Origin of the sequence: Aestuariivirga sp. (genome assembly GCF_046294715.1) — a bacterium.
In the GTDB taxonomy this organism is placed as follows: Bacteria; Pseudomonadota; Alphaproteobacteria; order Rhizobiales; family Aestuariivirgaceae; genus Aestuariivirga.
This window is the reverse complement of the sequence record NZ_JBKBKI010000004.1, coordinates 118,158-140,543: the sequence shown is the minus strand read 5'-3', so window position 1 is coordinate 140,543 and position 22,386 is coordinate 118,158. Positions and strand designations below refer to the sequence as shown.

The 22,386-nt window shown below is 66.1% G+C and carries 24 protein-coding genes and 1 tRNA gene; 18 read left to right on the top strand and 7 right to left on the bottom strand.

The features are described from left to right. Positions 1–49: 49 nt before the first annotated feature. Entirely contained in the window at positions 50–451 is a 402-nt protein-coding gene (gene rplS / locus ACK4HL_RS04675) for a 50S ribosomal protein L19 (RefSeq protein WP_409756879.1), read from the top strand. 173 nt (positions 452–624) lie between these two features. Further along, on the top strand, positions 625–2,181 hold the full coding sequence (locus tag ACK4HL_RS04670; RefSeq protein ID WP_409756878.1) for a sensor histidine kinase: 1,557 nt from the start codon (positions 625–627) through the stop codon (positions 2,179–2,181). A gap of 22 nt (positions 2,182–2,203) precedes the next feature. Here the strand turns inward: ACK4HL_RS04670 and ACK4HL_RS04665 are convergent, their stop codons facing one another. Continuing rightward, positions 2,204–3,607, bottom strand: coding sequence for a protein kinase domain-containing protein (locus tag ACK4HL_RS04665; RefSeq protein WP_409756877.1), 1,404 nt, complete (start codon positions 3,605–3,607; stop codon positions 2,204–2,206). Then, complete coding sequence (locus tag ACK4HL_RS04660) at positions 3,608–4,348, bottom strand: metallophosphoesterase family protein (protein ID WP_409756876.1); 741 nt, start codon at positions 4,346–4,348, stop codon at positions 3,608–3,610. Between the two features lie 130 nt (positions 4,349–4,478). On the opposite strand from ACK4HL_RS04660, the gene ACK4HL_RS04655 reads away from it, so the two are divergent. Beyond that, positions 4,479–4,760 (top strand): hypothetical protein, encoded by a 282-nt coding sequence (locus ACK4HL_RS04655; RefSeq protein ID WP_409756875.1) that lies wholly within the window; start codon positions 4,479–4,481, stop codon positions 4,758–4,760. Between the two features lie 56 nt (positions 4,761–4,816). Here ACK4HL_RS04655 and ACK4HL_RS04650 read toward each other — a convergent pair whose 3' ends face one another. Next, entirely contained in the window at positions 4,817–6,697 is a 1,881-nt protein-coding gene (locus ACK4HL_RS04650; RefSeq protein WP_409756874.1) for an MFS transporter, read from the bottom strand. Between the two features lie 276 nt (positions 6,698–6,973). Here ACK4HL_RS04650 and ACK4HL_RS04645 point away from each other — a divergent pair. Next, positions 6,974–7,049 (top strand) — tRNA-Phe (locus tag ACK4HL_RS04645). Positions 7,050–7,069: 20 nt separating this feature from the next. Here ACK4HL_RS04645 and ACK4HL_RS04640 read toward each other — a convergent pair. Beyond that, positions 7,070–7,285, bottom strand: a complete 216-nt coding sequence (locus tag ACK4HL_RS04640) for a hypothetical protein (RefSeq protein ID WP_409756873.1) — start codon at positions 7,283–7,285, stop codon at positions 7,070–7,072. Between the two features lie 3 nt (positions 7,286–7,288). Next, positions 7,289–7,909 (bottom strand): transglutaminase-like cysteine peptidase, encoded by a 621-nt coding sequence (locus tag ACK4HL_RS04635; RefSeq protein ID WP_409756872.1) that lies wholly within the window; start codon positions 7,907–7,909, stop codon positions 7,289–7,291. Positions 7,910–8,066: 157 nt separating this feature from the next. Between ACK4HL_RS04635 and ACK4HL_RS04630 the strand changes: the two genes are divergently transcribed. Continuing rightward, positions 8,067–8,306 (top strand): hypothetical protein, encoded by a 240-nt coding sequence (locus ACK4HL_RS04630; protein ID WP_409756871.1) that lies wholly within the window; start codon positions 8,067–8,069, stop codon positions 8,304–8,306. Between the two features lie 36 nt (positions 8,307–8,342). Here the strand turns inward: ACK4HL_RS04630 and ACK4HL_RS04625 are convergent, their stop codons facing one another. Continuing rightward, entirely contained in the window at positions 8,343–9,314 is a 972-nt protein-coding gene (locus tag ACK4HL_RS04625) for a lipase family protein (RefSeq protein WP_409756870.1), read from the bottom strand. Positions 9,315–9,438: 124 nt separating this feature from the next. Between ACK4HL_RS04625 and ACK4HL_RS04620 the strand changes: the two genes are divergently transcribed. Further along, positions 9,439–10,290, top strand: a complete 852-nt coding sequence (locus ACK4HL_RS04620) for an SDR family NAD(P)-dependent oxidoreductase (protein WP_409756869.1) — start codon at positions 9,439–9,441, stop codon at positions 10,288–10,290. Position 10,291: 1 nt separating this feature from the next. On the opposite strand, the gene ACK4HL_RS04615 is transcribed toward ACK4HL_RS04620, so the two are convergent. Beyond that, positions 10,292–10,666, bottom strand: coding sequence for a hypothetical protein (locus ACK4HL_RS04615; protein WP_409756868.1), 375 nt, complete (start codon positions 10,664–10,666; stop codon positions 10,292–10,294). A 251-nt stretch (positions 10,667–10,917) separates the two neighbouring features. Here ACK4HL_RS04615 and ACK4HL_RS04610 point away from each other — a divergent pair, with 251 nt between their 5' ends. The 12 genes from ACK4HL_RS04610 (at position 10,918) to argC (ending at position 22,384) form a co-directional block, all read left to right on the top strand. Further along, complete coding sequence (locus ACK4HL_RS04610) at positions 10,918–11,469, top strand: DUF4142 domain-containing protein (protein ID WP_409756867.1); 552 nt, start codon at positions 10,918–10,920, stop codon at positions 11,467–11,469. Between the two features lie 46 nt (positions 11,470–11,515). Beyond that, complete coding sequence (locus ACK4HL_RS04605; RefSeq protein ID WP_409756866.1) at positions 11,516–12,322, top strand: hypothetical protein; 807 nt, start codon at positions 11,516–11,518, stop codon at positions 12,320–12,322. Between the two features lie 52 nt (positions 12,323–12,374). Further along, complete coding sequence (locus tag ACK4HL_RS04600; protein ID WP_409756865.1) at positions 12,375–13,565, top strand: hypothetical protein; 1,191 nt, start codon at positions 12,375–12,377, stop codon at positions 13,563–13,565. A 30-nt stretch (positions 13,566–13,595) separates the two neighbouring features. Then, a complete protein-coding gene (locus tag ACK4HL_RS04595; RefSeq protein ID WP_409756864.1) occupies positions 13,596–14,801 on the top strand; it encodes an ROK family protein in 1,206 nt (401 codons plus the stop codon). Beyond that, positions 14,798–15,586: an ATP-binding cassette domain-containing protein gene (locus tag ACK4HL_RS04590; RefSeq protein WP_409756863.1), complete on the top strand. Its 789-nt coding sequence runs from the start codon at positions 14,798–14,800 to the stop codon at positions 15,584–15,586. The genes ACK4HL_RS04595 and ACK4HL_RS04590 overlap by 4 nt, the downstream gene beginning before the upstream one ends. A gap of 32 nt (positions 15,587–15,618) precedes the next feature. Next, a complete protein-coding gene (locus ACK4HL_RS04585) occupies positions 15,619–16,662 on the top strand; it encodes a sugar ABC transporter substrate-binding protein (protein ID WP_409756862.1) in 1,044 nt (347 codons plus the stop codon). 125 nt (positions 16,663–16,787) lie between these two features. Continuing rightward, entirely contained in the window at positions 16,788–17,786 is a 999-nt protein-coding gene (locus ACK4HL_RS04580) for an ABC transporter permease (protein WP_409756861.1), read from the top strand. Next, a complete protein-coding gene (locus tag ACK4HL_RS04575; protein ID WP_409756860.1) occupies positions 17,783–18,556 on the top strand; it encodes an SDR family NAD(P)-dependent oxidoreductase in 774 nt (257 codons plus the stop codon). Before ACK4HL_RS04580 ends, ACK4HL_RS04575 begins: the two co-directional genes overlap by 4 nt. A 122-nt stretch (positions 18,557–18,678) precedes the next feature. After that, positions 18,679–20,091 (top strand): 3-isopropylmalate dehydratase large subunit, encoded by a 1,413-nt coding sequence (gene leuC, locus ACK4HL_RS04570; RefSeq protein WP_409756859.1) that lies wholly within the window; start codon positions 18,679–18,681, stop codon positions 20,089–20,091. Positions 20,092–20,548: 457 nt separating this feature from the next. Next, positions 20,549–20,959, top strand: coding sequence for a metallopeptidase family protein (locus ACK4HL_RS04565; RefSeq protein ID WP_409756858.1), 411 nt, complete (start codon positions 20,549–20,551; stop codon positions 20,957–20,959). Next, entirely contained in the window at positions 20,956–21,159 is a 204-nt protein-coding gene (locus ACK4HL_RS04560) for a hypothetical protein (RefSeq protein WP_409756857.1), read from the top strand. The genes ACK4HL_RS04565 and ACK4HL_RS04560 overlap by 4 nt, the downstream gene beginning before the upstream one ends. Positions 21,160–21,430: 271 nt before the next feature. Next, positions 21,431–22,384 carry an N-acetyl-gamma-glutamyl-phosphate reductase gene (argC, locus tag ACK4HL_RS04555; RefSeq protein ID WP_409756856.1) on the top strand — a complete coding sequence of 318 codons (954 nt, stop codon included), beginning with the start codon at positions 21,431–21,433 and terminating at the stop codon, positions 22,382–22,384. Positions 22,385–22,386 lie beyond the last annotated feature (2 nt).

The following is a 22,386-nucleotide window of genomic DNA, read 5'->3' as shown; positions in this document are numbered from 1 at the left end:
TGAACCGGGTTGGGGGTATAGGCCCGCATCCCTTTAAGGAAGACAGTCAATGGATATCATCGCTCAGCTCGAGAAAGAGCAGGCCCAAGTCGTGGCCGCCCAGCGCGCCGTGCCGGAATTCGGCCCGGGCGACACCGTCATCGTCAATGTGAAGGTCAAGGAAGGCGACCGTTCGCGCGTGCAGGCCTATGAGGGCGTGTGCATCGCCCGTTCCGGCGGCGGCCTCAACGAGAACTTCACCGTCCGCAAGATGTCCTATGGCGAGGGTGTGGAGCGTGTGTTTCCGGTCTATTCGCCCATGATCGACTCGATCAAGGTTGTGCGCCGCGGCAAGGTTCGCCGCGCCAAGCTCTACTACCTGCGCGGCCGCACGGGCAAGTCGGCCCGCATCGCCGAAAAGCAGAAGGCGATGGGACTGACCGTCGCCGCGGCCGAAAAGGCCACCGACTGATCGCCTGACGCGAAAGATCTGCCGATGAGAGCCGGAACGATTTCCGGCTCTTTCTTTTTTTGCTCCCGGACTGAGCACTAGTGCACATGCCGGCCTTGACCCTTATGTCCACTCCAACGACATTCGGTGCACTGGTGCGACGCGGCACGGGACCAGTGGAGCAGGGAGAGAAGATGCTGGTGTCAACTGCGCCCCGGAAGCGGCTTCCGGCCGCTTGGGCCGTGCTTTCCATCGCCCTCGCCCTGCTTTTCGTACTGGTGTCGGCCGTCATCCTCTTTGCGTGGAAGAGCTATGACAGCGCCATCGAGCGGGCGCGAGAGAGGGTGGCCTCGGCCTCGCAGGTTGTGGCGACCCATGTCGAATGGCTGACCGCCGCCGGATTGCTGATCATGGACGAGGTGGACCATCTGATCGGCGAGGACGCCAATACGGTCCGGGCGGGCGCCAGCGAGGAGCTCAGGCTTCACCTGCGCCACATGCCAAAGGGTGTCACCGTTTCCCTGGTCGATCCCCAGGGCCGGCTTCTCTACAGCGAAGGCGGCAAGGGCTCGCCGCTCGATCACGCTGCCGGCCTCACCATGTCCGAGCTGACTGCCAAGCGCCCCTGGTATGTCTCAGCCCTGCTCGAGGAGCGGGGCACCGGCGAGAAGGTGTTCCTCATCGCCCGCCGCATCGAGCGCGGTCAGAAGCTGATCGGCGCTGCAGTGGTGAAATTTCCCGTCGAGGTGATGTCGGTGGTGTGGCGCTCGCTGGAACTCGGACCCGGCTCGACCGTAGGCCTGCTGCGCGACGATGGCTGGCAGGTTGCCCGCCACCCGCCGATCGACAAGCCGGTGAACCTCGCCAGTTACGTCCTGTTCACGGATTACCTCAAGTCGCAGTCGAGCGGCGTCTACGACGCCGTTTCTCCCGTCGACGGCGAAACCCGCATCGTGGGGTATCGCAAGGTGCCCAACGCGCCGCTCGTGGCGATCTCCTCGACCACCCGGAGTTTCGCACTCAACAGGCTTTATGAGCAGATGCAGCAGCTGGTCCTCTTCCTTATTCCCATCCTGCTCGGCCTGGGCCTGCTCTCGATCTGGGTGGTGCGGCTGCTGCAGCGCGACGAGAAGATGCGCGCCAGCCTCGCCGCCGCGGTGGAGCGCAACAATCTGCTGATGCGGGAAATCCACCATCGCACCAAGAACAACCTGCAGAGCGTCGCATCGCTCCTGAAGCTGCAACCGATATCGGAAGAGGCGAAGTCCGCCATGACGGCGCGCATCGCGGCGATGAGCGCGCTGCACGAGCAAGCCTACCGCTCGGACCAGTACAGCGACGTCGACCTCCGCGAATACCTGCTGAGCCTGGTCGACTCGATCCACAAGACGAGCTCGGGGAATGTCGACATCGCAACCGATCTCACTGCCGTCTCGATCGACCGCGACCTGGCCCAGCCCTTGGGGTTGATCGTCAACGAGGTGATCAGCAATGCCATGAAGCACGCCTTCCCGGGCCGTGCCGACGGCCGCATCACGGTGGAACTGGCAGCACTTTCCTCCGACCGCGCCGAACTCGTCATTCGCGACAATGGCCGCGGCTTCACGCCGAACGGCAGCGAGAGCGGCATGGGCAGCCGGCTGATCCGCGCCTTCGCCCAGCAGCTCGGGAACGACTTCTCCTACGAGAGCGAAAATGGCACGCGCTTCTCGATTCGCTTTTCGGCCAAGCCGCTGTCCGTCGCCTCATGAGCAGGACGCCGGCGCGCCGTGATCACCCGGCGACGCTGCGGTTTCGCACCACCGTCACCGTGCAGGGAGCCTCGGCCGCCACCTTGGCCGAGACGCTGCCCAGGATCTTGCGCATGGTCGAATTGGCGCGCGCGCCCATCAGGATGTGATCGACGTTGTTGACCCGCGCATAGTCGAGGATCGTCTCGGCGGGATCGATTGCCTCGAGCACGTGAAACGTGATGCGACCCTGCTCGAGGTTCAGTGGCCGGGCCCAGTCCTTCAGCCCGACGAGGCGCTGGACGTGCTTGTTGTTGCCCTCCTCGTCCAGAGTCTGGTCGAGCGCGATGCGGTTCAGCTTCAGCACGTTCAGCACCGCCAGCCGCGCCTCGGGCGAACGCTCGAGGATGCGGAGCGCGGTGCGGCGCAGCTTGTCGGCAAGGTCCGGCGCCATGTCGTCCAGGTTCAGGGCCACCGCCACGATCGGCGCATCGGAGGCCTCCGCCTCGCGCGGAGGGGGCAGGTCGATCAGGCTCATCGGCGACTCGCCCTTGCGCCGCAAGGCCGCGAAGAAGCCGTCCCTTTCCATCTTTTCCGCCCGCGCGGTGAGCGGCACCTGTTGGGGGTGGCGCAGATCGTGCGCAAGCTGTGCTGCGCTGGGGTGTCTTCGGCCCGCCTTCACCTCGAGGCAGCGCAGCACGATTTCCTGGAGCAAGGGCGGAATTGCGGGATTGAGCTTGCGCGGCGGCGCGGGGTCCTTCCACAGCCGCTGCTTCAGGCCCCTCAGCTTCTGGGGATCGCCGAAGGGACGAGTGCCCGTGGCGAAGAAATACATGAGGGCGCCGAGTGCGAAGAGATCGCTTCTGGGGTCGCTGCGGATGCCCATCACCTGTTCGGGCGCCATGTAGGGTGCGGTGCCATAGGGCAGCCGGAACTCCTCCTGCATCAGGTCGGGGAGGGCCCGGTGGTGCGCCAGGCCGTAATCGATCAGCACGGCCTCGCCGCCGGGGCGGAACATGATGTTGGACGGCTTGATGTCGAGGTGGATGACGCCCTGCTCGTGAAGCGATTGCAGCGCATCGGCGATCCGGGCGCCGAGATCCGCCACCTTTTCCGGCGGCAGCGGAAGCTGCTTCAGCGCCGGAAGCAACGTTTCGCCCTCGAGCCGCTCCATGACGATGAAGGGCTGTTTCGAGAAGTCGCCATTGGCGATGTGGCGGGGCACATGCGGGCCCTTGAGGCGCGGCATGATCATCTGCTCCATTTCGAAGCTGACGATCGCCGCCGGGTCCTCGCCCTCATAGACCACCGGCGTCTTCATCAGGAAGGTGGCTCCGTCCTCCTCGCGCGTGACGCCCCAGAGATGCGCCATGCCGCCGGTGTGCCTGAGTTCGTCGATGCGGAAGCCGTCGATGACGGTTCCAACGTTCAGCCTTCCCTTGACCACTCAACGCCCCTTCAACAATCGCTCTGCCAGGGAATCCGGCAGTCCCATGCCGCGAATGCGCTGCGACACGCCTTCGACGTCGTAGGGCGCGCGGTGATAGGTGAGAGTGCGCTCGGCCGTGTCGTAGACGGCGAAGGATGCCGCCGGGTTTCCGTCGCGCGGCTGCCCCACCGAACCGAGAACGGCAAGCCACTTGCGCTGCGGCAGAAGCGGCGTGGCGACATCCTGCACCGGCCGGTGCGCGACGATCTTTCCGGTGGCGGACAGGCAATAGAGGGCGGGCACGTGCACGTGGCCGCAGAAGGTGATCATGGCGCTGCAGCCGGAAAGGCTGGCGCGGGCAGCCTCGCCGTCCGTCACGTAGTGCCAGGCCGGAGGGTCCGACGCCTCGGAATGGACGAACAGCACGTCGCCGGAGCGAACCTCGAAGGGCAGCCCCGCCAGGAAGGATTTCGACGCCTCGCTCAGCTGCCTTCGCGTCCAGTCCAGGGCTTCCGCGGCTGTTGAGTTCATGTCCCGCGAGGGTTTCAGGACGCCGAGATCGTGGTTGCCCAGAACCGCGATGGCGCCCGCTTCGATCAGTGGACTCACCCGGGTGATGACCGCTTCGGGGTCCGGCCCATAGCCCACGAAGTCGCCGAGAAAGGCAAGCCTGTCGGCATCCAGCCTCTCCGCCGCGGCGAGGCAGGCCTCGAGCGCAGGCAGGTTCGCATGGATGTCGGAGATCAGGGCGATCCGCATGGCGGGAGTTCAACACACTCGGACCCGTCGCGGAACACCGACCTTAGTTCGACGGCGCAGTGCGCGGCGGCGGAGGTTGTCTTTCGCCCGCGGCTTGCTAGAAAGGCTCAGCCAAACGGAAACCCTTCGCATGGACATCTCCGCGCTGCTGGTGGAACAGTTCACCGACGTCTTCCGCCTCGGCCTGCTGGCGGGCCTCGTCTATACCACCGAGCGCACCCGCCAGCAGACGGGTGTGCTGGTGCCGCTGCTTGCGGGAATTGTCTTCGTCGCCATCATCATCCCGGCCACCATGCCGAAGCCTGGCGTTTCCCTGTGGGAGGCGGCCGCGGCCGGAGTGTTCGTCAACGCGGCGATCACCGCCGTGTTCTGGCTGGCCTGGCAGGCCTTCTCGAAGACAAGGCGCGCCTGAAACGCATGCGGGCCGGGAAAACCCGTCCCGCCGCATTGTCGTTCGCCTGTGAGGGATCAGCGCCGCAGGTCGTCGGCGAAGATGTCCTTCTTGTGGGTGCCGCCCGGCACGAAGATCGCGCCGACGATCACCGTCATCATGGCGATCACGATCGCATACCAGAGGCCGGCATAGATGTTGCCGCTCTGGGCCGAGATCGCGAAGGCCGTGGCGGGCATCAGGCCGCCGAACCAGCCGTTGCCGATGTGATAGGGCAGCGACAGGCCGGAGTAGCGGATGCGCGTCGGGTAGAGTTCGACGAGTGCTGCCGCGATCGGGCCGTACACCATCGTCACGAGGATGATGAGGTAGGTGAGGATCGCGATGATCGCCAGCTTCTGACCGGTGAAGATGTCGAAGAAGTTGGACGCCGTGGCGATCGTCGGGTTGTCGGCGGCGACCAGCGGATAGCCCGCCGCCTTGAGCGCGTCGTTCAGGGCCTTCTCGAAGTTCGTCTTGACGGCCTTCTCCTGGTCGAGCGTCGCCTGGGCGGCGTCGATGGCGGCCTGGTCGGTGCCTGCCTTGGCGGCTTCGAGCGCTTCCGTCGCCGTCTTGATGGCGGCGGCATTGGCGGCGGCGTTGAAGGAGGCAACCACCGTGTCGCCGACCTTGATCTCGGCGGTGCTGCCAGCAGGCCCCGCCACCGTTTCATAATTCACGGAACTGCGCTGCAGCTGGGCCTTGGCCACGTCGCAGGAGTTAGTGAACTTGAGGGTGCCGGTCGGGTTGAACTGGAACGAGCAGTCGGCCGGGTCGGCAGTCACCGTAACGGGGGTCTGGTGCGCGGCGTAGAGCGCCGGGTTCGCCACTCTGGTGAGCATGCTGAACACCGGCAGGTAGGTCACCGCGGCGATCAGGCAGCCCGCCAGGATGATCGGCTTGCGGCCGATGCGATCGGAGAGCGAACCGAAGAACAGGAAGCCGCCCGTACCGAGGATCAGCGACCAGGCCACCATGACGTTGGCCGTGAAGCTGTCGAGCTTGATCACGTTCTGAAGGAAGAACAGCGCATAGAACTGCCCGGAATACCAGACGACGGCCTGGCCGGCCACGAGGCCCAGGAGCGCGATCAGCGCGATCTTGCCGTTCCGCCAGTTGCCGAAGGCCTCGCGCAGCGGGGCCTTGGAGGCGGAGCCCTCTTCCTTCATCTTCTTGAAGGCGGGGGACTCGTTCATCTGCAGGCGGATGTAGAGCGAGATCAGCAGCAGGACGATCGAGCCGAGGAAGGGAATGCGCCAGCCCCAGGCATTGAAGGCCTTGATCATCTGCGGCGTGCCGTCGGGGTTCATGACCGCAGCGCCGGCGGCGTCGAGCACCGCGACGTCGGGATAGCTGCCGTTCACGAAGCCCTGCACCAGCAGGATCACGATCAGCGACAGGAGCAGGCCGAGCGTGGCCGTTGTCTGGATGAAGGAGGTGTAGTAGCCGCGCCGGTTGGGCGGGGCATGTTCGGCGACGTAGATCGCCGCGCCGCCATATTCGCCGCCGAGCGCCAGGCCCTGGGCCATGCGGAGCGCGATCAGGAGGATCGGAGCCGCTGCACCCCAGGTGTTGTAGTTCGGCAGGAGGCCGACCAGGAAGGTCGAGAGGCCCATGATCAGGATGGTCATGAGGAAGGTGTACTTGCGGCCGACGAGATCGCCGAGCATGCCGAAGAACAGGGCGCCGAGCGGGCGCACGATGAAGCCGGCGGCGAAGGCCAGCAGCGCGAAGACGTTGCGCGTCGCTTCCGGGAAGGCCGTGAAGAACTGCGCACCGATGATGGCCGCGAGCGAGCCGTAGAGATAGAAGTCGTACCATTCGAAGATGGTGCCGGCCGAGGAGGCGACGATCACCTTCTTTTCCTCTGCCGTCATGGGCCGCGAGCGCGCGCTGCCCTGGATTGTCGTATCGGTCATGTGTCTCCCCTTTGAACCGCGGGATGCGCCTGGCGCGCGCCCCGCGTGATGACGAGGATCGGGGGGCCATCTCCCAGGCAGGCCCCTCATCCTTCACGAATTCATAACGCCAATGCGCCCGGGATTTTATTGGACTTTCGCAGGGAGAGGGGGCAGGAATGTTTTCGCAACTGCGGCAGGTGCCTGATCCACAAGGGGTTTCAGGCGTCCTGCGTGGTCCAATGTTCCCCTTGCAAGCCCCGCCTCGATCTCCTATACACCCGCCACCGTTCCTGTGCCCAGGTAGCTCAGTTGGTAGAGCAGCGGACTGAAAATCCGCGTGTCGGTGGTTCGATTCCGCCCCTGGGCACCATTCCTTTCACAATAGTCAGTTCAGCCGGCAACCAGCAGCAAGAGCGCCCTGAAGGCGGTACCGAGCGGTGCGCCCTCTGCGCTGCCCGCCGCTGCCGCCTGGAGCAGTTCGCCGTGCTGGGCGGCGACGATCGCGGTCGAGACCGCGAGGCCCGCCACCGCGCGGCGCACCAGGCGGCTGTAGCAGAACAGCGCGATGGCGATGGTCGCGGCGATGCGGAAAGGGAGCGTCAGCATGGCTTACTTGCTGGCCGTGCCGTTGACGGCGGAGAGTGTCCGCGCCGGGGCGAGCGACACCCACTTGCGCGGATCGGCGGCGGACTGGCGCTTCAGCAGCGTGTAGCCGGTGGCCGCGGCGCTGCGGATCTCGTTGCGGCGGTTGTCGAGGATGAAGTCGCCGCCGCTCGTCACCAGCGTCAGGACGGCATGGCCCTCGCCATGCTCGTCGAGCACCACCGTGATGCGCAGCGCATCGGCCGGAAGGCCCTTGGACTGGAGGATCTTCTTCTTCATCAGCACCAGGTCCTCGCAATCGCCCGCGTCGGCGGGGAGCGTCCAGTATTCCGGCGTGCCGTAGAGCGTCTCGTCGGTGACGGGCGCGATGGCTCCGTTGACGAAGGCGTTCACCATCCGCACCAGCAGCCACTTCTCCTCGGTCATGGCGAGCTTGCGGCGCTTGCCGCTGGCCTGGCAGTCCTCAGGGTTGCGCTGGCAGAACTCGACGAAGCCGATGGGCGGCAGCGTGTCGCCATACTCGCGGGCCGAACTGCTCTTCGCGGCCGCGGCATCGGCGGGGAGGCCGGCAAAGAGCGCCAGCATGCATCCGAGGATTGCCGCCACTCCCTTTCCGACCCTGCCCATCTCCAAAGCCCACCCGTTATCCTTAACAAGATGTGAAGATGCAGTGGGGCCGCGCGTCGCGCAATCCTAAACGAAGAGTTAAGTTAACGCCGGTCGGGCAGGTCTCGAAATCGGCAGCCTCAAGCCTCGCGCAAGGCCATTGCGGCAGGAAGCAGGAATGCCGGAGCAGCTGCTCACTCTCCTTGCCTTGCCGGTCCCCGCCTTCCTCTTCGGAGCGATGCTGGCGGTGGTCCTCCTTCTTGCCCGCAGGCTCGCCCGGGTGGCGGAAAGACTTGAACGCCAGGAACGGCTTCTCGACGAGATGGACGGCGCGGCAGACCGGCTGGAGAGCCGTCTCAACCGCCTTGAAACCTCTCCGCGGATCAGCGGCGCGCAGGTCCTCGCCTTCCGGCGCTGAGGGTCCCTCACTGGCAGGGCGGACGGCCGGGAGCGTTCACCTCACCGCCGCGCGCGCGGCGGTCTTCGGCTTCGCCACGTAACGCTCCCGCTCGTTATAGGCCACCTCGATCGCGCCGGAGCGCTTGGCTTCGAGCCGCTTGAGGTAGTTCTGCATCTTGTGGTCGGGAAGATCGGCCACGCCAAGCTCGCGCCAGAGTTCGCCGGCGCTGAGGCGGGTGGCGTCATGGCTCGGCAGATAGACGTAGCGGGGGCCTTCCAAGAGGATGATCTCGGGGCCCACCTGCTCATAGGGGCCGTACGGGCCATTGTGGAACAGGCCCGGCGGCAGCATGGGGATGACATCGTTTTCGTCGACCACGCGGGTGAGCGGCAGCCCAGCAAGCTTGGCGGCGCCGCTCGCCGTGGTGAAGCGCGGCTGCCCGAAGGTGACGACGCTTTCGACGTCATAGCCATCCTCCTTGGCATAGACCGCGAGGATCGCCGCGACGGCGCCGCCCAGCGAATGGCCGACGAAGCGGGTCTCGTAACCGCGCTTGAGATGGGGTTTGGCATCGGCATAGATAGCCTGGGCGTCCGCCTCGAAACCGGCATGGACGGGAAGCCCGGTCTTGCGGTCTTCCCGCACCCGGACGGCGACATCTTCCGAGAGGTTCTTGTTGTCGGCGGTACCGCGCACCACGAGATATTGCGTCCGGCCGGCATCGTCCCGCTCGATGAAATACTGGACGTCCTTGCTTCCGGGCGTGGCGACGCGCACCGTGTCCGGGTAGGCGGCGCGGATCTCGCCCTCCTTGGCATAGGCGGTGCGGGCCCGCCGCGCCTCCTTCTCCAGCCCCGCGAAATCCACCTTCTGCTGGTGGAGTTCGGAACCGAGGCTTTGCAATTCCTTTGGCGTGATGCCGGTGCAGCCGGCCACGAGGGCGAGGCACGCCATGCCCGCCAGCACATGCCGCCCGGTACGCCCGAACCGGCCGGCCGCTCTTTTCACCTGCGTGTTCTCGAACATGATGCCCGCCCCAGCCCGTTCCGACCTTTGCGCCCGAGAGCCGGTTCCGTCAACCGCAAGCTCCCGGCTTGACGATCGCCGGTTCAGCCCTTCAATGGCAGCGGAAGCCACAGGAGAAGAGATCATGAGCCATCCCGCCATCACCCCGGAGAGCGTTGCCGTCATAACCGGCGGGGCGGCAGGAATCGGCCTGGCCGCCGCCCGCCGGCTTGCGGCGCAGGGCGTTCGCGTCTGCATCGCCGATCTTGGGCGCGAGCGGCTCATCGAAGCGGCGGCTGGTCTCGCCCCTGCCTCGCCCCATGGCGAGGCAGGCGTCATGTGGAAGGAGACGGATGTGAGCCGGCCGGAAGACATGGCGGGGCTGCGCGATGAAGTGGCTTCGCGCTGGGGCGGCACGGACATCCTGATGAACAATGCCGGAATCCAGCCGGGAAGCGGCATGTTCGGGCCTGCCGAGAACTGGCAACGCGTGCTTGCCGTCAATCTCTGGGGTGTGATCCACGGAACCCACGCCTTCCTGCCGGACATGGTGAGGCGGGGTAGGCCTGGCCTCGTCATCAACACCGGCTCGAAACAGGGGATCACCACCCCGCCGGGGGACCCGGCCTATAATGTCTCGAAGGCGGGTGTGAAGGTCTTCACCGAGGCGCTGGCGCATGAGCTGCGGAACGCCGAAGGCTGCCGCATCACCGCGCATCTCCTGATTCCCGGCTTCGTGTTCACCGGCCTCACCGCGCGTGGGCGGACGGAGAAGCCGGCCGGCGCCTGGACGCCGGAACAGACGGTGGATTTCATGTTCGAGCGGCTGGCGGCGGGCGACTTCTACATTCTCTGCCCTGACAACGAGGTGAGCCGGGAACTTGACGAGAAGCGGATTCTCTGGGCAGCGGGCGACATCGTCGACAATCGCCCGCCCCTGTCACGCTGGCACAAGGACTATGCGGAGGCTTTCGCGGCCTTCCTCAAGAAGGCTTAGATCAGTTCTGTGCCAGGTCGGTGCGGCGGAACTTCAGGACCTCGCCCTCGCTGCTGTTGGCAACGTACCAGCCGCCCTGGCGGCTGATCTGGCCGCAATGGGCCTTGCCCTTGGTCCACTTGCTCCAGACGACGCACAGCGTCGTGCCCTTCATGTACCAGCGGCCCTTGTCCTTCTGGCCATAGGCCTGGCCAGCCAGGGCGCCGCCGCTCGAGCCGGAGAAGGACACCCGGTAGCCCTTGACCTTGGCCTCGAACTGGCCGGGGAAGAGCTTGGCGATCTCGGCCTTGCCGAGCGAACCCGCCTCCGCCGTGAGCGGCGAGGCGAGGAGTGCGGCCGCGACCGACATGGCCACGAGGATGCTGCGATTGGTCATCTGAAAACCCCATCTGGCTGGCGAAAGAAATTCCCAGGGAACCGATCGCCCGTTGCTGCGTTGGGCGCCATTTGGCAGCCCTCTTTGTTCAAAATATGGGGAGGGCGTGGCCGGAAATCCTGTTGATCTGGAACAAATCAGGCGGCACTGCCGCTATGTTCAGTTGTGAATCCTTCCCTTTCCCTGACTGGAGGGGAACCAACCGCAACGGGCTGGGCTTCTCCCTCGACACCGAACAGGAGATTCCCACCATGAGAAACCGTTTTCTGGCGGCCGCCGCCGCCTTGATGCTGCTCACCGGACCGTCATTCGCCCAGGAAACTGATAATTCCAAGGCTGCCATCGAGGCCATGTCCAAGGTGACCACCGCGCAGGACTTCGTGTCCCACGCGGCCATGTCCGACATGTTCGAAATCAGGACGGGCCAGATGGCCCAGGAAAAGGGCGGCAGCGACGCCGTGAAGCAGTTCGGCCAGATGCTGGTCCAGGACCACGGCAACTCGAGCAAGGAACTGATGGATCTTGCCAAGGCCGCCGGCGTCGACGCCGCACCACCCGAAGCGCTCGACCAGCGCCACCAGGTCATCGCCGACAGCCTCGAGGGCGCCGAGGCGCAGGGCTTCGACCAGGCTTTCGGCCAGGCCCAGGTCCAGGCGCACCAGGAAGGCATCGCGCTGTTCGAGGCCTACGCGCAGAACGGCGATAACGAGCAGCTCAAGGCCTTCGCCCAGAAGGGACTTCCGGTGCTCCAGAAGCATCTCGAAACCGCCCAGCAGATCGCCGGCACCGGCCAGACGCAGTAAACCCGCCAGCGGTTTTCTTTTCCGCGCCACGTGTTAGGGAAGGTCCATGCCCCTTCCCGACACCCGCCCCCGCAATCAGTATCTCGAGCGCGGCTGGGTTTCCTTCCCGGCCGACGCGGCGATGCAGCGCTGGGCGGCGCACGCCAGGCCGTTTGCCGCCGCCGCAGCCAAGGACCCCGCGCAGTCACACTGGCTGCGCTGCGGGGGAACGTGGTTCGTCGGCGTCGACGCGCTCCCCAATGACGGCAAGGGGCAAATCGGAAATGGCCCTCCCCTCGCCGGCGCCGCGATGGATTTCGTCCTCTCCGCGCTGTGCCTGAACCTGCCCTTTCACCGCGCCCAGGTTTCGGTCTGCTACCCGGGCTATCCCAAGCCATCACCGGAGGAAAGCGAAGCGGCCCATGACTTCCGCCGGAGGCGCGATGCCGCCCATGTCGACGGGCTCCTCGCGGAAGGCCCAGGAAAGCGGCGCCGCCTGAAGGAGCCGCATGCCTATATCCTGGGCATCTGCCTCACGGAGCAATCCCCCGACGCAGCGCCGCTCGCGGTGTGGGACGGCTCGCACCGCATCATGGGCAGCATGTTCCGGAAGATGTTCGCCGGATATCCCCCTGAAAGCTGGGACGGCATCGACGTGACCGCCGCCTACCAGGAGGCGCGGCGCAGCGTCTTCGCCACGTGCCTGCGTCGCGAGCTTCCCGGCGGCCCTGGGGATGCCGTGTTGCTGCACCGGCATCTCCTCCACGGCGTCGCGCCCTGGGGAGCAGGGGCGAAAGCTTCGCCCGAGGGACGGATGGTCGCCTATTTCCGCCCGGAATTCACGATGCCGGGAGATTGGCTTGATCACGCCTGAAGTTGCGGGCGATAAAGCCAGCCACCGGCGAAAGCGAGGGAGGCGAGGCGGCATGACGGTCTATGGCGATCTTGGGGTGCGCACCATCATCAACGCCAAGGGCCCTGCGACGCGGCTCTCCGGCGGCGTCATGCGGCCAGAGGTTTCGGCCGCCATGCAGGAGGCCTCAGGCGCCTGTGTCGACATCGCCGAGCTTCAGGCCGCGGCCTCCCGGGTGATCGCCGCGGCGACGGGGGCCGAGGCCGGCTATGTCGCCTCCGGCGCCTCCGCCTGCCTGCTGATCGGTGCGGCGGCCTGCATGACGGGGCTCGATCCCGGCAGGATGGCGCGGCTTCCCGACGCCGCCGGCATGCGGAACGAATGCGTGATGGTGAGGAGCCAGCGCAATTTCTATGACCATGCGATCCGCGCCGCGGGGATGAGGATTGTCGAGGTCGGCCTGCCGGACCGCTATGCCGGGGCGGGTGTGCGCGATGCCGAAGCCTGGGAGATCGACGACGCCATCACCGAGCGCACGGCGGCCGTTTTCTACGTCGCCGACCAGCATGCCCGCCCGTCGCTTGCCGAGGTGACGGCCGTCGCCCATGCCCGCGGCGTGCCGGTGATCGTCGATGCCGCGGCACAATTGCCGCCCCAGGAAAACCTTCGCCGATTCATCGCGGAGGGGGCGGACCTCGTGGCCTTCTCGGGCGGCAAGGCACTGGGCGGTCCGCAGGCGAGCGGCATGCTCGCGGGAAGGCGCGAGCTGGTGATGGCCGCCGCCCTGCAGCACCTCGACCTCGACATCTACTGGGACATGTGGGAGCCCCCCGACGTGCTGATCGACAAGTGGCGGCTCAAGGGTGCGCCGCCGCACGGCATCGGGCGAAGCTGCAAGGCGGGAAAGGAGGAGATCGTGGGCCTCCTCACAGCGCTTCGCCTGTTCATCGCGGAAGGCGACGCGGCGCGCCATGCCCGGTGGCTGAGGGATTGCGAAACCGTGGCCGCCGCCCTCCAGGGCTTTCTCGTCACGGTGACGGGCAGCAATGAAACGCGTTCCGTTCCGACCGTGGAGATCACCCTCGACGCCGACCGACACGATCCTTCCGGCCTGTGCCTCAGGCTCCAGCACGGCGAGCCTTCGATCGTCGTCGATCCCGCCGAGCGCCACCGCGGCGTGGTGACGGTGAACCCGATGTGCCTCAGGACAGGCGAGGCGGAAATCGTCGGGCGCGAGATCCGGCGCGCACTGGATGATTTATAAAAACCATTTGCATTATTAGGATTTCTTCGCATGATCCCTGCCGAAGCCAAGGCGGGTGGGAACATGGTCTCCCTCAAGGGGACGAACCAGGAATTCGGAAGGCCCTATAACCGGCGCATCGTTCTCGAAGCGATCCGGCGCCACGGGCCGATCGAGCGCGCGGATATTGCCCGCCGCGTGGGCCTCACGGTGCAGACCGTCGCCAACATCATCCGGGAACTCGAGGAGCAGGACCTCGTCACCGGCTCGCGCGGTGAGCCACGGGGCCGCGGCTCGCCGGCGACCAGCCTGGCGCTGAACCCGTCGGGTGCGCATGCGGTGGGAATCAACGTGACGCCGCGCGGCATCGAGGCCGCCCTCGTCGATCTGTCCGGCGCCATACTGGCGGAGAGCCGGCTCGTCATGCCCCGCCCCGGACCCGAGCGGGCCTTCGCCGAGATCGCGCAGCTGGTGCAGGGCTTCCGCCAGCGCCCCGAGACTCGCCGCATGCTGGGCGTGGGCCTCGCCATGCCGGGGCCGATCGACGTGGAGTCCATGAGCTTCGTGGGTCCCACGACGCTCGAGAGCTGGCGAGGCGTCCCCGTTGCTGAGAGGCTTGCCGCTGCCACCGGACTCCCCGCCTTTGTCGAGACCGACAATGCGGCGGCAGCCCTCGGCGAGTGCCTGTACGGGGCCGGGCGGCAGTTCCGCGACTTCTACTATCTCTATTTCGGCGTGGGCCTCGGCGGCTCGATGGTGCATGACGGCTTGCCGATCCGCGGCTCGCGGCGCAACGCCGGCGAGATCGGCCATGTGTCCATGGTGACGGGCGGCGAGCCCTGTTCCTGCGGCAACCGGGGCTGCCTCGAACGCTATCTCTCGCTCGAGGCCTTCGCGCGTCGCTCGCCCGTGATCGGGCGCCAGGCGTGGATCGCCGAGGCGGCCCCCCTGCTCCGCAACGCCATCGTCATGATCGAGAACCTGTTCGACCCCGAGACCATCGTGATGGGCGGCATCGCGGAGGACGACCTGCTGAAGGATCTGGTCGCTGCCGCCGAACCCCTGCCCAATTCCGTCTCCGCCCGGAACACCCGTTCTGCCCCGCGCCTTGGCCTGTCGCGGAGCGGCCATGACGCCGTGCTGAGGGGCGCGGCCTCGCTCGCCGTCTCGGGCGCTCTCTCGCCCCGCTTCGGCACGCTCTTCGCGCAGGGCGGCCCCGAGAAGGACCCGCTATTTCCCAGGAGCCGCGTGGCATGAGCCCCTCCCTTCTCGAGCTCGAAGACATCCGGATGAATTTCGGCGCCATCGAGGCCCTGAAGGGCGTGAGCTTCACGGTGGGCAGGGGCGAGGTCGTGGCCCTGCTCGGCGACAACGGCGCGGGAAAATCCACCCTCGTCAAGATCATCTCGGGCGGGCTCAAGCCCTCTGCCGGCCGCATGGTGTTCGACGGGCAGGAACGCCTCTTCGCCTCCCCTGCCGAGGCCAAGGCCAACGGCATCGAGACCGTCTACCAGGACCTTTCGCTCTGCACGAACGTCGATGTCGTCGCCAATTTTTTCATGGGCCGGGAGATCGTGAGGAAGTGGCTGGGGCTGATCCCGGTGCTTCAGGAGAAGGAGATGGAGCAGGTGGTGGCGGATGCGCTCCGCAACGCCGGAACCCGCATTCCTTCGCTTCGCACCAACGTCGAGCACCTCTCGGGCGGCCAGCGCCAGGCGATCGAGCTCAACCGCTTCACCCACTGGGGCGGCAAGCTCGTGCTGCTCGACGAGCCCTTCGCGGCGCTGGGCGTGGAACAGACGCGGCGCGGGCTCGACCTCATCAAGCGCATCGCCGCCCAGGGCATCGGCGTCATCATCATCACCCACATCATGACCCAGGCCTTCCAGGTGGCGGACCGCATCGTCGTCATCCGCCAGGGCCGCGTCGCAGGCGACGTGCCGACGCGCGAGACGAGCCCCGACGAGGTCGTGGCCATGATCACCGGCGAGGCCATGAACGGCCAAGCCCAAGAAGCGAGGCCGAACGGCCCGATCCACTGAACGACAGCAAATCAGCAACAGAGGAGACGTACATGAACCGACTGCGCCGACTTCTCACCGCCTCGATCGCCATCGCGGCGATGGGCGTGGTGACGCCCGCCTTCGCGCAATCCAAGGGCAAGATCTTCTACATGGTGCCGACGCTTCTGGACGAGTTCCAGACCGAGTCGGTCTCCGCCATCACCAAGTTCATGGCCGATGTCGGCTACGAGGTGACGACCCTCAATGCCGACAACAAGACCGACCTGCAGCAGAGCCAGATGAACGACACGATCCTGCAGAAGCCGGCGGCGATCGTGCTGGCCGCCGTCGACTTCAACGCGCTCGCCCCCTCGATCGAGAAGGCGCGCGCCGCCGGGATCCCGGTCATGATCTTCGACCGCCAGATCACCTCGACGCCGTCCGACTTCACCTCGGTCGCCGGCACCATCGAGATCGGCCAGGTGGCGGCGGGCGAGATCCAGCGCCTGCTCAAGGAGAAGAACGGCGCGGTCAAGGGCAAGATCCTGCAGGTGCTGGGCGACCCGGCCGACCCCTACACCCTCGACATCCAGAAGGGCTTCGAGGATAAGATGAAGGAGTTCGCCGACGTCCAGATCATCACGCTGCCCGCGATGCAGTGGGAAGCCTCGAACGCCGGCACCATCGTCTCCGACCAGATGGTGGCGAACCCGGACATCGACCTGATCTTCCTGCACGCCGCGCATCTCTCGGTCGCCGCCGTGGCCGCGCTCGAGGCCAAGGGCAAGAAGCCGGGCGACGTGATGATGATCTCCTCCAACGGCGCCCCCGTGGGCCTCGACCTGATCCGCAAGGGCTGGCTCAACGTGGAGGTGGAGCAGCCGCTCTACGCCCAGGCCGCCGCTCTCGCCATGTTCGCCGACAAGGTGGTGAACAAGCAGGAGATCAAGCCGGGAAAATACACGGTGCTGGGGCTCGAATCCGAGCTCACCATCGAGAGTTGGGGCCCCAACATCAAGATTCCCGGTGCCGCCATCACCAAGGAGAACGTCGACGAGCCACGCTTCTGGGGCAACCTGAAGGCGCCCTCCGACAAGATCACGCCGGTGGAGTAACCACTCGCTCTTGCCGTCATCCCGGCGCAGGCCGGGATCCAGCTTCATGTTCCTCGACCAAAGCTGGACCCCGGCCCGCGCCGGGGTGACGCCGGAGGGGAGGACCAAAACCGGACCCAGTACCCATGAACTCTCCCCGCCAGCGGGCCATCGCCGAATTCGTCCTCGACCATCTCGTCTGGTTCATGCTCGCGGTGGTGCTGGTCGTCTTCTCGGTCTTCGTGCCGAACTTCTTCCAGATCGGCATCTTCGCCAACATCATCGAGCAGTCCACCTTTGTCGGCGTGATGGCGATCGGCCTCGCCATCGTCATCATCGCAGGCCACATGGACCTTTCGGTGGAATCGACCGCCGCCCTCGCCGCCATGGTCACCGGCATCCTGTTCTGCGCCCGCGGCATCGGGCTGGGCCTGACGTTCAACCCGGAATGGCTGGTGATCCCCGTCTCGCTCCTCCTCGCCCTCGCCGTCGGCGCCATGGTGGGCCTCGTCAACGGCTTCTTCACCGTCAGGCTCAAGATGAACGCCTTCATCGTGACGCTCGCCTCCTACATCTGGGTGCGGGGCCTCGTGGTGGCGATCTCGGGCGGGCGCTCGGCGCAGGATCTCGCCCCGTCGCTGCGCGTCATCGGCATCGAGCAGATCCTCCATGTGCCCCTGATCGCCTGGATCGCCATCTTCTGCTTCATCGTCTTTTCCTTCGTCATGGGCCGCACGCCCTTCGGCCGCCACATCACGCTCATCGGCGGCAACGCCGTGGCCGCCTTCCGCGCCGGCATCAAGGTGGACCGGCTGATGTTCATTTCCTTCATCATCGCCGGCGCCGTCGCGGGGCTCGCAGGCTGGCTGCTGGCCATCCGCACCAGCGGCGCCACCGCCAATCTCGGCACCGGCATGCTGTTCAACGCCTTCGCCGCGGTGGTGATCGGCGGCGTGTCGCTGAAAGGCGGCGTGGGCAAGCTGCCCGGCGTCTATGCCGGCGTGCTGCTCCTCTCCTCCATTCACACTGCGATCAACCTGATGGGCCTCCCCGCCCACTACACCCAGGTGATTCTCGGGCTCCTGGTGCTCGCCGCCGTGCTGCTCGACACGCTGAAACTCCAGATCCGCCAGAGGTTCGCATGACGGCAAGACGATTAGAGGGAAAGGTGGCGCTGGTAATCGGCGCCGCCCGCGGCATCGGCGAAGGAATCGCCGAGCGCTTCGTCGAGGAAGGCGCGAAAGTGGTCATCGCCGACACGGAGGCTGAAGCCGGACGCGACACGGCGAAGCGCCTTAATGGGCTCTTCGTCGAAACCGACATCTCCCGCCAGGACCACGCCGAGCGCGCGGTCCGCACCGCGCTCGAAGGCTTCGGCGGCCTCGACATCCTCGTTCAAAACGCCGGCATCTATCCCTGGACGCTCATCGAGAACACCAGCGCGGAGGAATGGGACAAGGTGCTGGCGGTGAACCTGAAGGGCACATTCCTCGCCGCCAGGGCCGCCCTCCCCCACATGAAGGCGAAGCGCGCCGGCCGCATGATCTTCACCTCCTCGATCACCGGCCCCCGGGTGACGAGCCCCGGCCACGGCCACTATTCGGCGAGCAAGGCGGGCATCAACGGCTTCATCAAGTCTGCCGCCCTCGAATTCTCGGGCTACGGCATCACGGTGAACGGCATCGAGCCCGGCAACATCCTGACCTCCGGCATGAAGATGCACCGCTCCGAAGCCTTCATCAAGTCGATGGAGGCCGCCGTGCCGCTGGGCCGCCTCGGCACCCCGCGCGACATCGCCAACTGCGCGCTCTTCCTCGCCTCGGACGAGGCCTCCTACATCACCGGCACGACCATTATCGTCGATGGAGGCCAGACGCTTCCCGAAGGGGCGGATTTCCGCATCAATCCGGATTAGGCCCGCCGCGCCCATCGCCGCCCTACATGGCAGGCATGTGCCGGGAAGCCCCGGGGTTTGACTTGGGGCGGCAAGTCGCTAAATACCCCCAAAAATCCACCTTCGCGAAAGCACGATGACCGATGGCCAAGCCACGCACGCTTTATGACAAGATCTGGGACGACCACCTCGTCCACGAGGCCGAGGACGGCACTTCGCTGCTCTACATCGACCGCCACCTCGTCCACGAGGTGACGAGCCCGCAAGCCTTCGAGGGCCTGCGCATGACGGGGCGCAAGGTGCGCCACCCGGAGCGCACCCTCGCCGTCGTCGACCACAACGTGCCGACGACCGACCGCTCGCACGGTATCGCCGAGGAAGAGAGCCGCATCCAGGTCGAGACTTTGGCGAAGAACGCCGCCGAGTTCGGCATCAAGTATTTCAACGAGCTCGACAAGCGCCAGGGTATCGTCCACGTCGTGGGCCCGGAGCAGGGCTTCACCCTTCCCGGCACGACGATCGTCTGCGGCGACAGCCACACCTCCACCCACGGCGCCTTCGGGGCGCTGGCCCACGGCATCGGCACCTCCGAGGTGGAGCATGTGCTGGCCACCCAGACGCTGATCCAGAAGAAGGCCAAGAACATGCTGGTCCAGGTCGACGGCAAGCTGCCGCGGCACTCGACCGCCAAGGACATCATCCTCGCCATCATCGGCCAGATCGGCACGGCCGGGGGCACGGGCTCGGTCATCGAGTTCGCCGGCGAGGCGATCCGCGACCTCTCCATGGAAGGGCGCATGACGGTGTGCAACATGACGATCGAGGGCGGTGCCCGCGCCGGCATGATCGCACCCGACGAGAAGGCCTATGCCTACCTCAAGGACCGGCCGATGGCCCCCAAGGGCGAGGCCTGGGACATGGCGCGGCGCTACTGGGATTCGCTCGTCACCGAAGAGGGCGCGCATTTCGACCGCGTGGTGAAGCTCGACGCCGCGAACCTGCCGCCCATCGTCTCCTGGGGCACCTCGCCCGAGGACGTGATCTCGATCGAGGGCACGGTTCCGAACCCGGACGACATCACGGACGAGGGCAAGCGCCAGTCCAAGTGGCGCGCACTGGACTACATGGGCCTGAAGCCCGGCACCAGGATGACCGACGTCGAGCTGGACGTGGTGTGGATCGGCTCCTGCACCAATGGCCGCATCGAGGACCTGCGCACCGTCGCCAAGGTCGTCGAGGGCAGGAAGATTTCCGGAAGGCTCGCCTATGCCATGATCGTTCCCGGCTCCGGCCTGGTGAAGCAGCAGGCCGAGGCCGAAGGCCTCGACCGGATCTTCAAGGCTGCGGGCTTCGAATGGCGCGAGCCCGGCTGCTCCATGTGCCTCGGCATGAACCCGGACCAGCTGAAGCCCGGCCAGCGCTGCGCCTCGACGTCGAACCGCAACTTCGAGGGCCGGCAGGGCTACAAGGGTCGCACCCATCTCGTCTCGCCCGAGATGGCCGCTGCGGCGGCACTGGCCGGCCGCTTCGTCGACGTGCGCAAGCTGGACGCGTGAGCTGCCTGGCATTGCCAATCTGACCGCCTGCGATGGATGTGGAGGCGTGGGAATTTTCCCTTGTGAACGCTTCTCCGTGCACAATTGCACCGTGGAGCAAAGGCTAAGGGGCGAGATTGTGGCGGGCGGCCCTGCCGACGGAACAAAGATTCGGGATGCAAGTTAGTCCCGCGGCGTCACGAGTGTGACGCAGATCATTAACGGTTGCTGAACCTTTCGTTAAGCCTTATGCCACGGCTGTGGCGATAAGGTGATTCCGACGTTACGGCCGGCGCCACAATTTGATGGGGGTTGGAAGTGGGTACGACTGTTCAGGCGGACGCAAAATTTCTGCGCCGCATTTTTCTTGGTCTGGTGTTCCTGACCGTCGTCACGGGCGGAATGGCCGGACTTACCACCGTGCAGGCCATGACCGGCGACCCCGGGGCCTGCGTGATGTTCTGCCAATAAGGGCACGATGGCGGACCACAGGCTCTCAGGCCTTGCCGCCCCTTCCCTGAACGACATCGAGGAACTGGCCGCGGCAGCCTTCGACGCGCTGCCGGAAGCCTTCCGGGCCTTGTGTGGCGATGTCGTCATCCGGGTCGCCGACTTTCCACCCGAAGAGGTGCAGAAAGACATGAAGGCCGGCCCGTTCGATCTCCTGGGTCTCTTCCAGGGCATCGGCCTTGCGCATGACGGTGCCGTTCCCGAGACGGGGCGCATGCCCAACATGGTCTTCCTCTACCGCCGCGCCATCCTCGACTATTGGGCAGAGCACGAGGAGACGCTGGGCTCCATCGTCACCCATGTGCTCGTGCATGAGATCGGCCATCATTTCGGGCTCTCCGACGAGGACATGTATGCCATCGAGGATCAGGTGGCGTGAATCCGGAAGAGAAGGCCAGGCGCGATCTCGAGAGGCTTGAAACCGAGCGTGAGAAGCTCTTCCACGCATCGCCCTCCGCCTCCGGCGGGGGCGATGACCCGATGGAAATCCTCGGCAAGCGCGTTGCCCGCATACTGGGCCCGCTGCTTGCCGCGGCCCTGCTGCTCTATCTGCTCACGGAATATCTGCCCCGGCCCTGAACGGGCGAAGCCGGCCGTGGAGGGGAGGGGCACGGCCGGCTTCTTTTGACTGCGCGTTTCCGGTCACGGGGTTTGCAGGGGATGGGGGAGCCGGAGACCCGCAGAGTTGAGGAGCATGCAACTGCATCGGCTCCTTCTGCTGGGGAAAACCGTTAAGACGACATTAAGGTTCCCGGGCTTGCGCTGAAAAAGAAAATGTGCATTGGCGCGCGCCTCCATGACCCCCGACCCATGTTGCAGCCCCTTCCCATCCCCTCTATAGGAGCGTCCCATGACCAGCATCTTCATCGATGGCGAGGCGGGAACGACCGGGCTCCAGATTCGCGAGCGGCTCGCTGCCCGCACCGACGTGACGCTCGTCTCGATCGATCCCGAGCGCCGCAAGGATTTGGAAGCCCGCCGCGAGCTGCTGAACGCGGTGGACGTCGCCATCCTCTGCCTGCCGGACGAGGCGGCCAGGGAGGCGGTGGCGATGATCGATCCCTCCTCCCGCACCCGCGTGATCGATGCCTCGACCGCCTTCCGCACCGCGGAGGGCTGGGCCTATGGCATGCCCGAGCTCTCGAAGCAGCACAGGGCGAAGGTCGCCGCAGCGCAGCGCGTCGCCAATCCTGGCTGCTATCCCCAGGGGCTGATCGCGCTCGTCCGCCCGCTCATCCACGCCGGCATCATGTCCGCCGATTATCCCGTCACCTACAATGCCGTCTCGGGATACTCGGGCGGCGGGCGCAAGATGATCGAGGATTATGAGGCGAAGGGCGCCGCCGCCATTCCCCACCTCCCCTACGGCCTCACCTTCGCGCACAAGCATTTGCCGGAGATGCAGGTCTATGCCGAACTCGCCCATGCGCCGATCTTCCAGCCCGCCGTGGGCAACTACGCCCAAGGCATGCTGGGCGCAGTGCCGGTCTTCACCGAGCTGCTCGTCCGCAAGGCGAGAGGGCAGGATATCCGCGACTGCCTCGCCGCCGCCTATCAGGGCGAAGCGTTCATCGAGGTCGCTCCCTATGAGCCGCTCGAGCGTTCTGAAGGGGTCAGCCCTGAGGTGCTGAACGGCACCAACCGCATGCGGCTCCACGTCTTCTCCAACGACGCGCGCGGCCACCTGCTGCTGATGGCCATCTACGACAATCTCGGCAAGGGCGCCTCGGGCGCCGCCGTCCAGAATCTCAATCTCATGATCGGCGCCGCGGAGACTCTCGGCACCGGCCTTCCATCCGCCTGAGG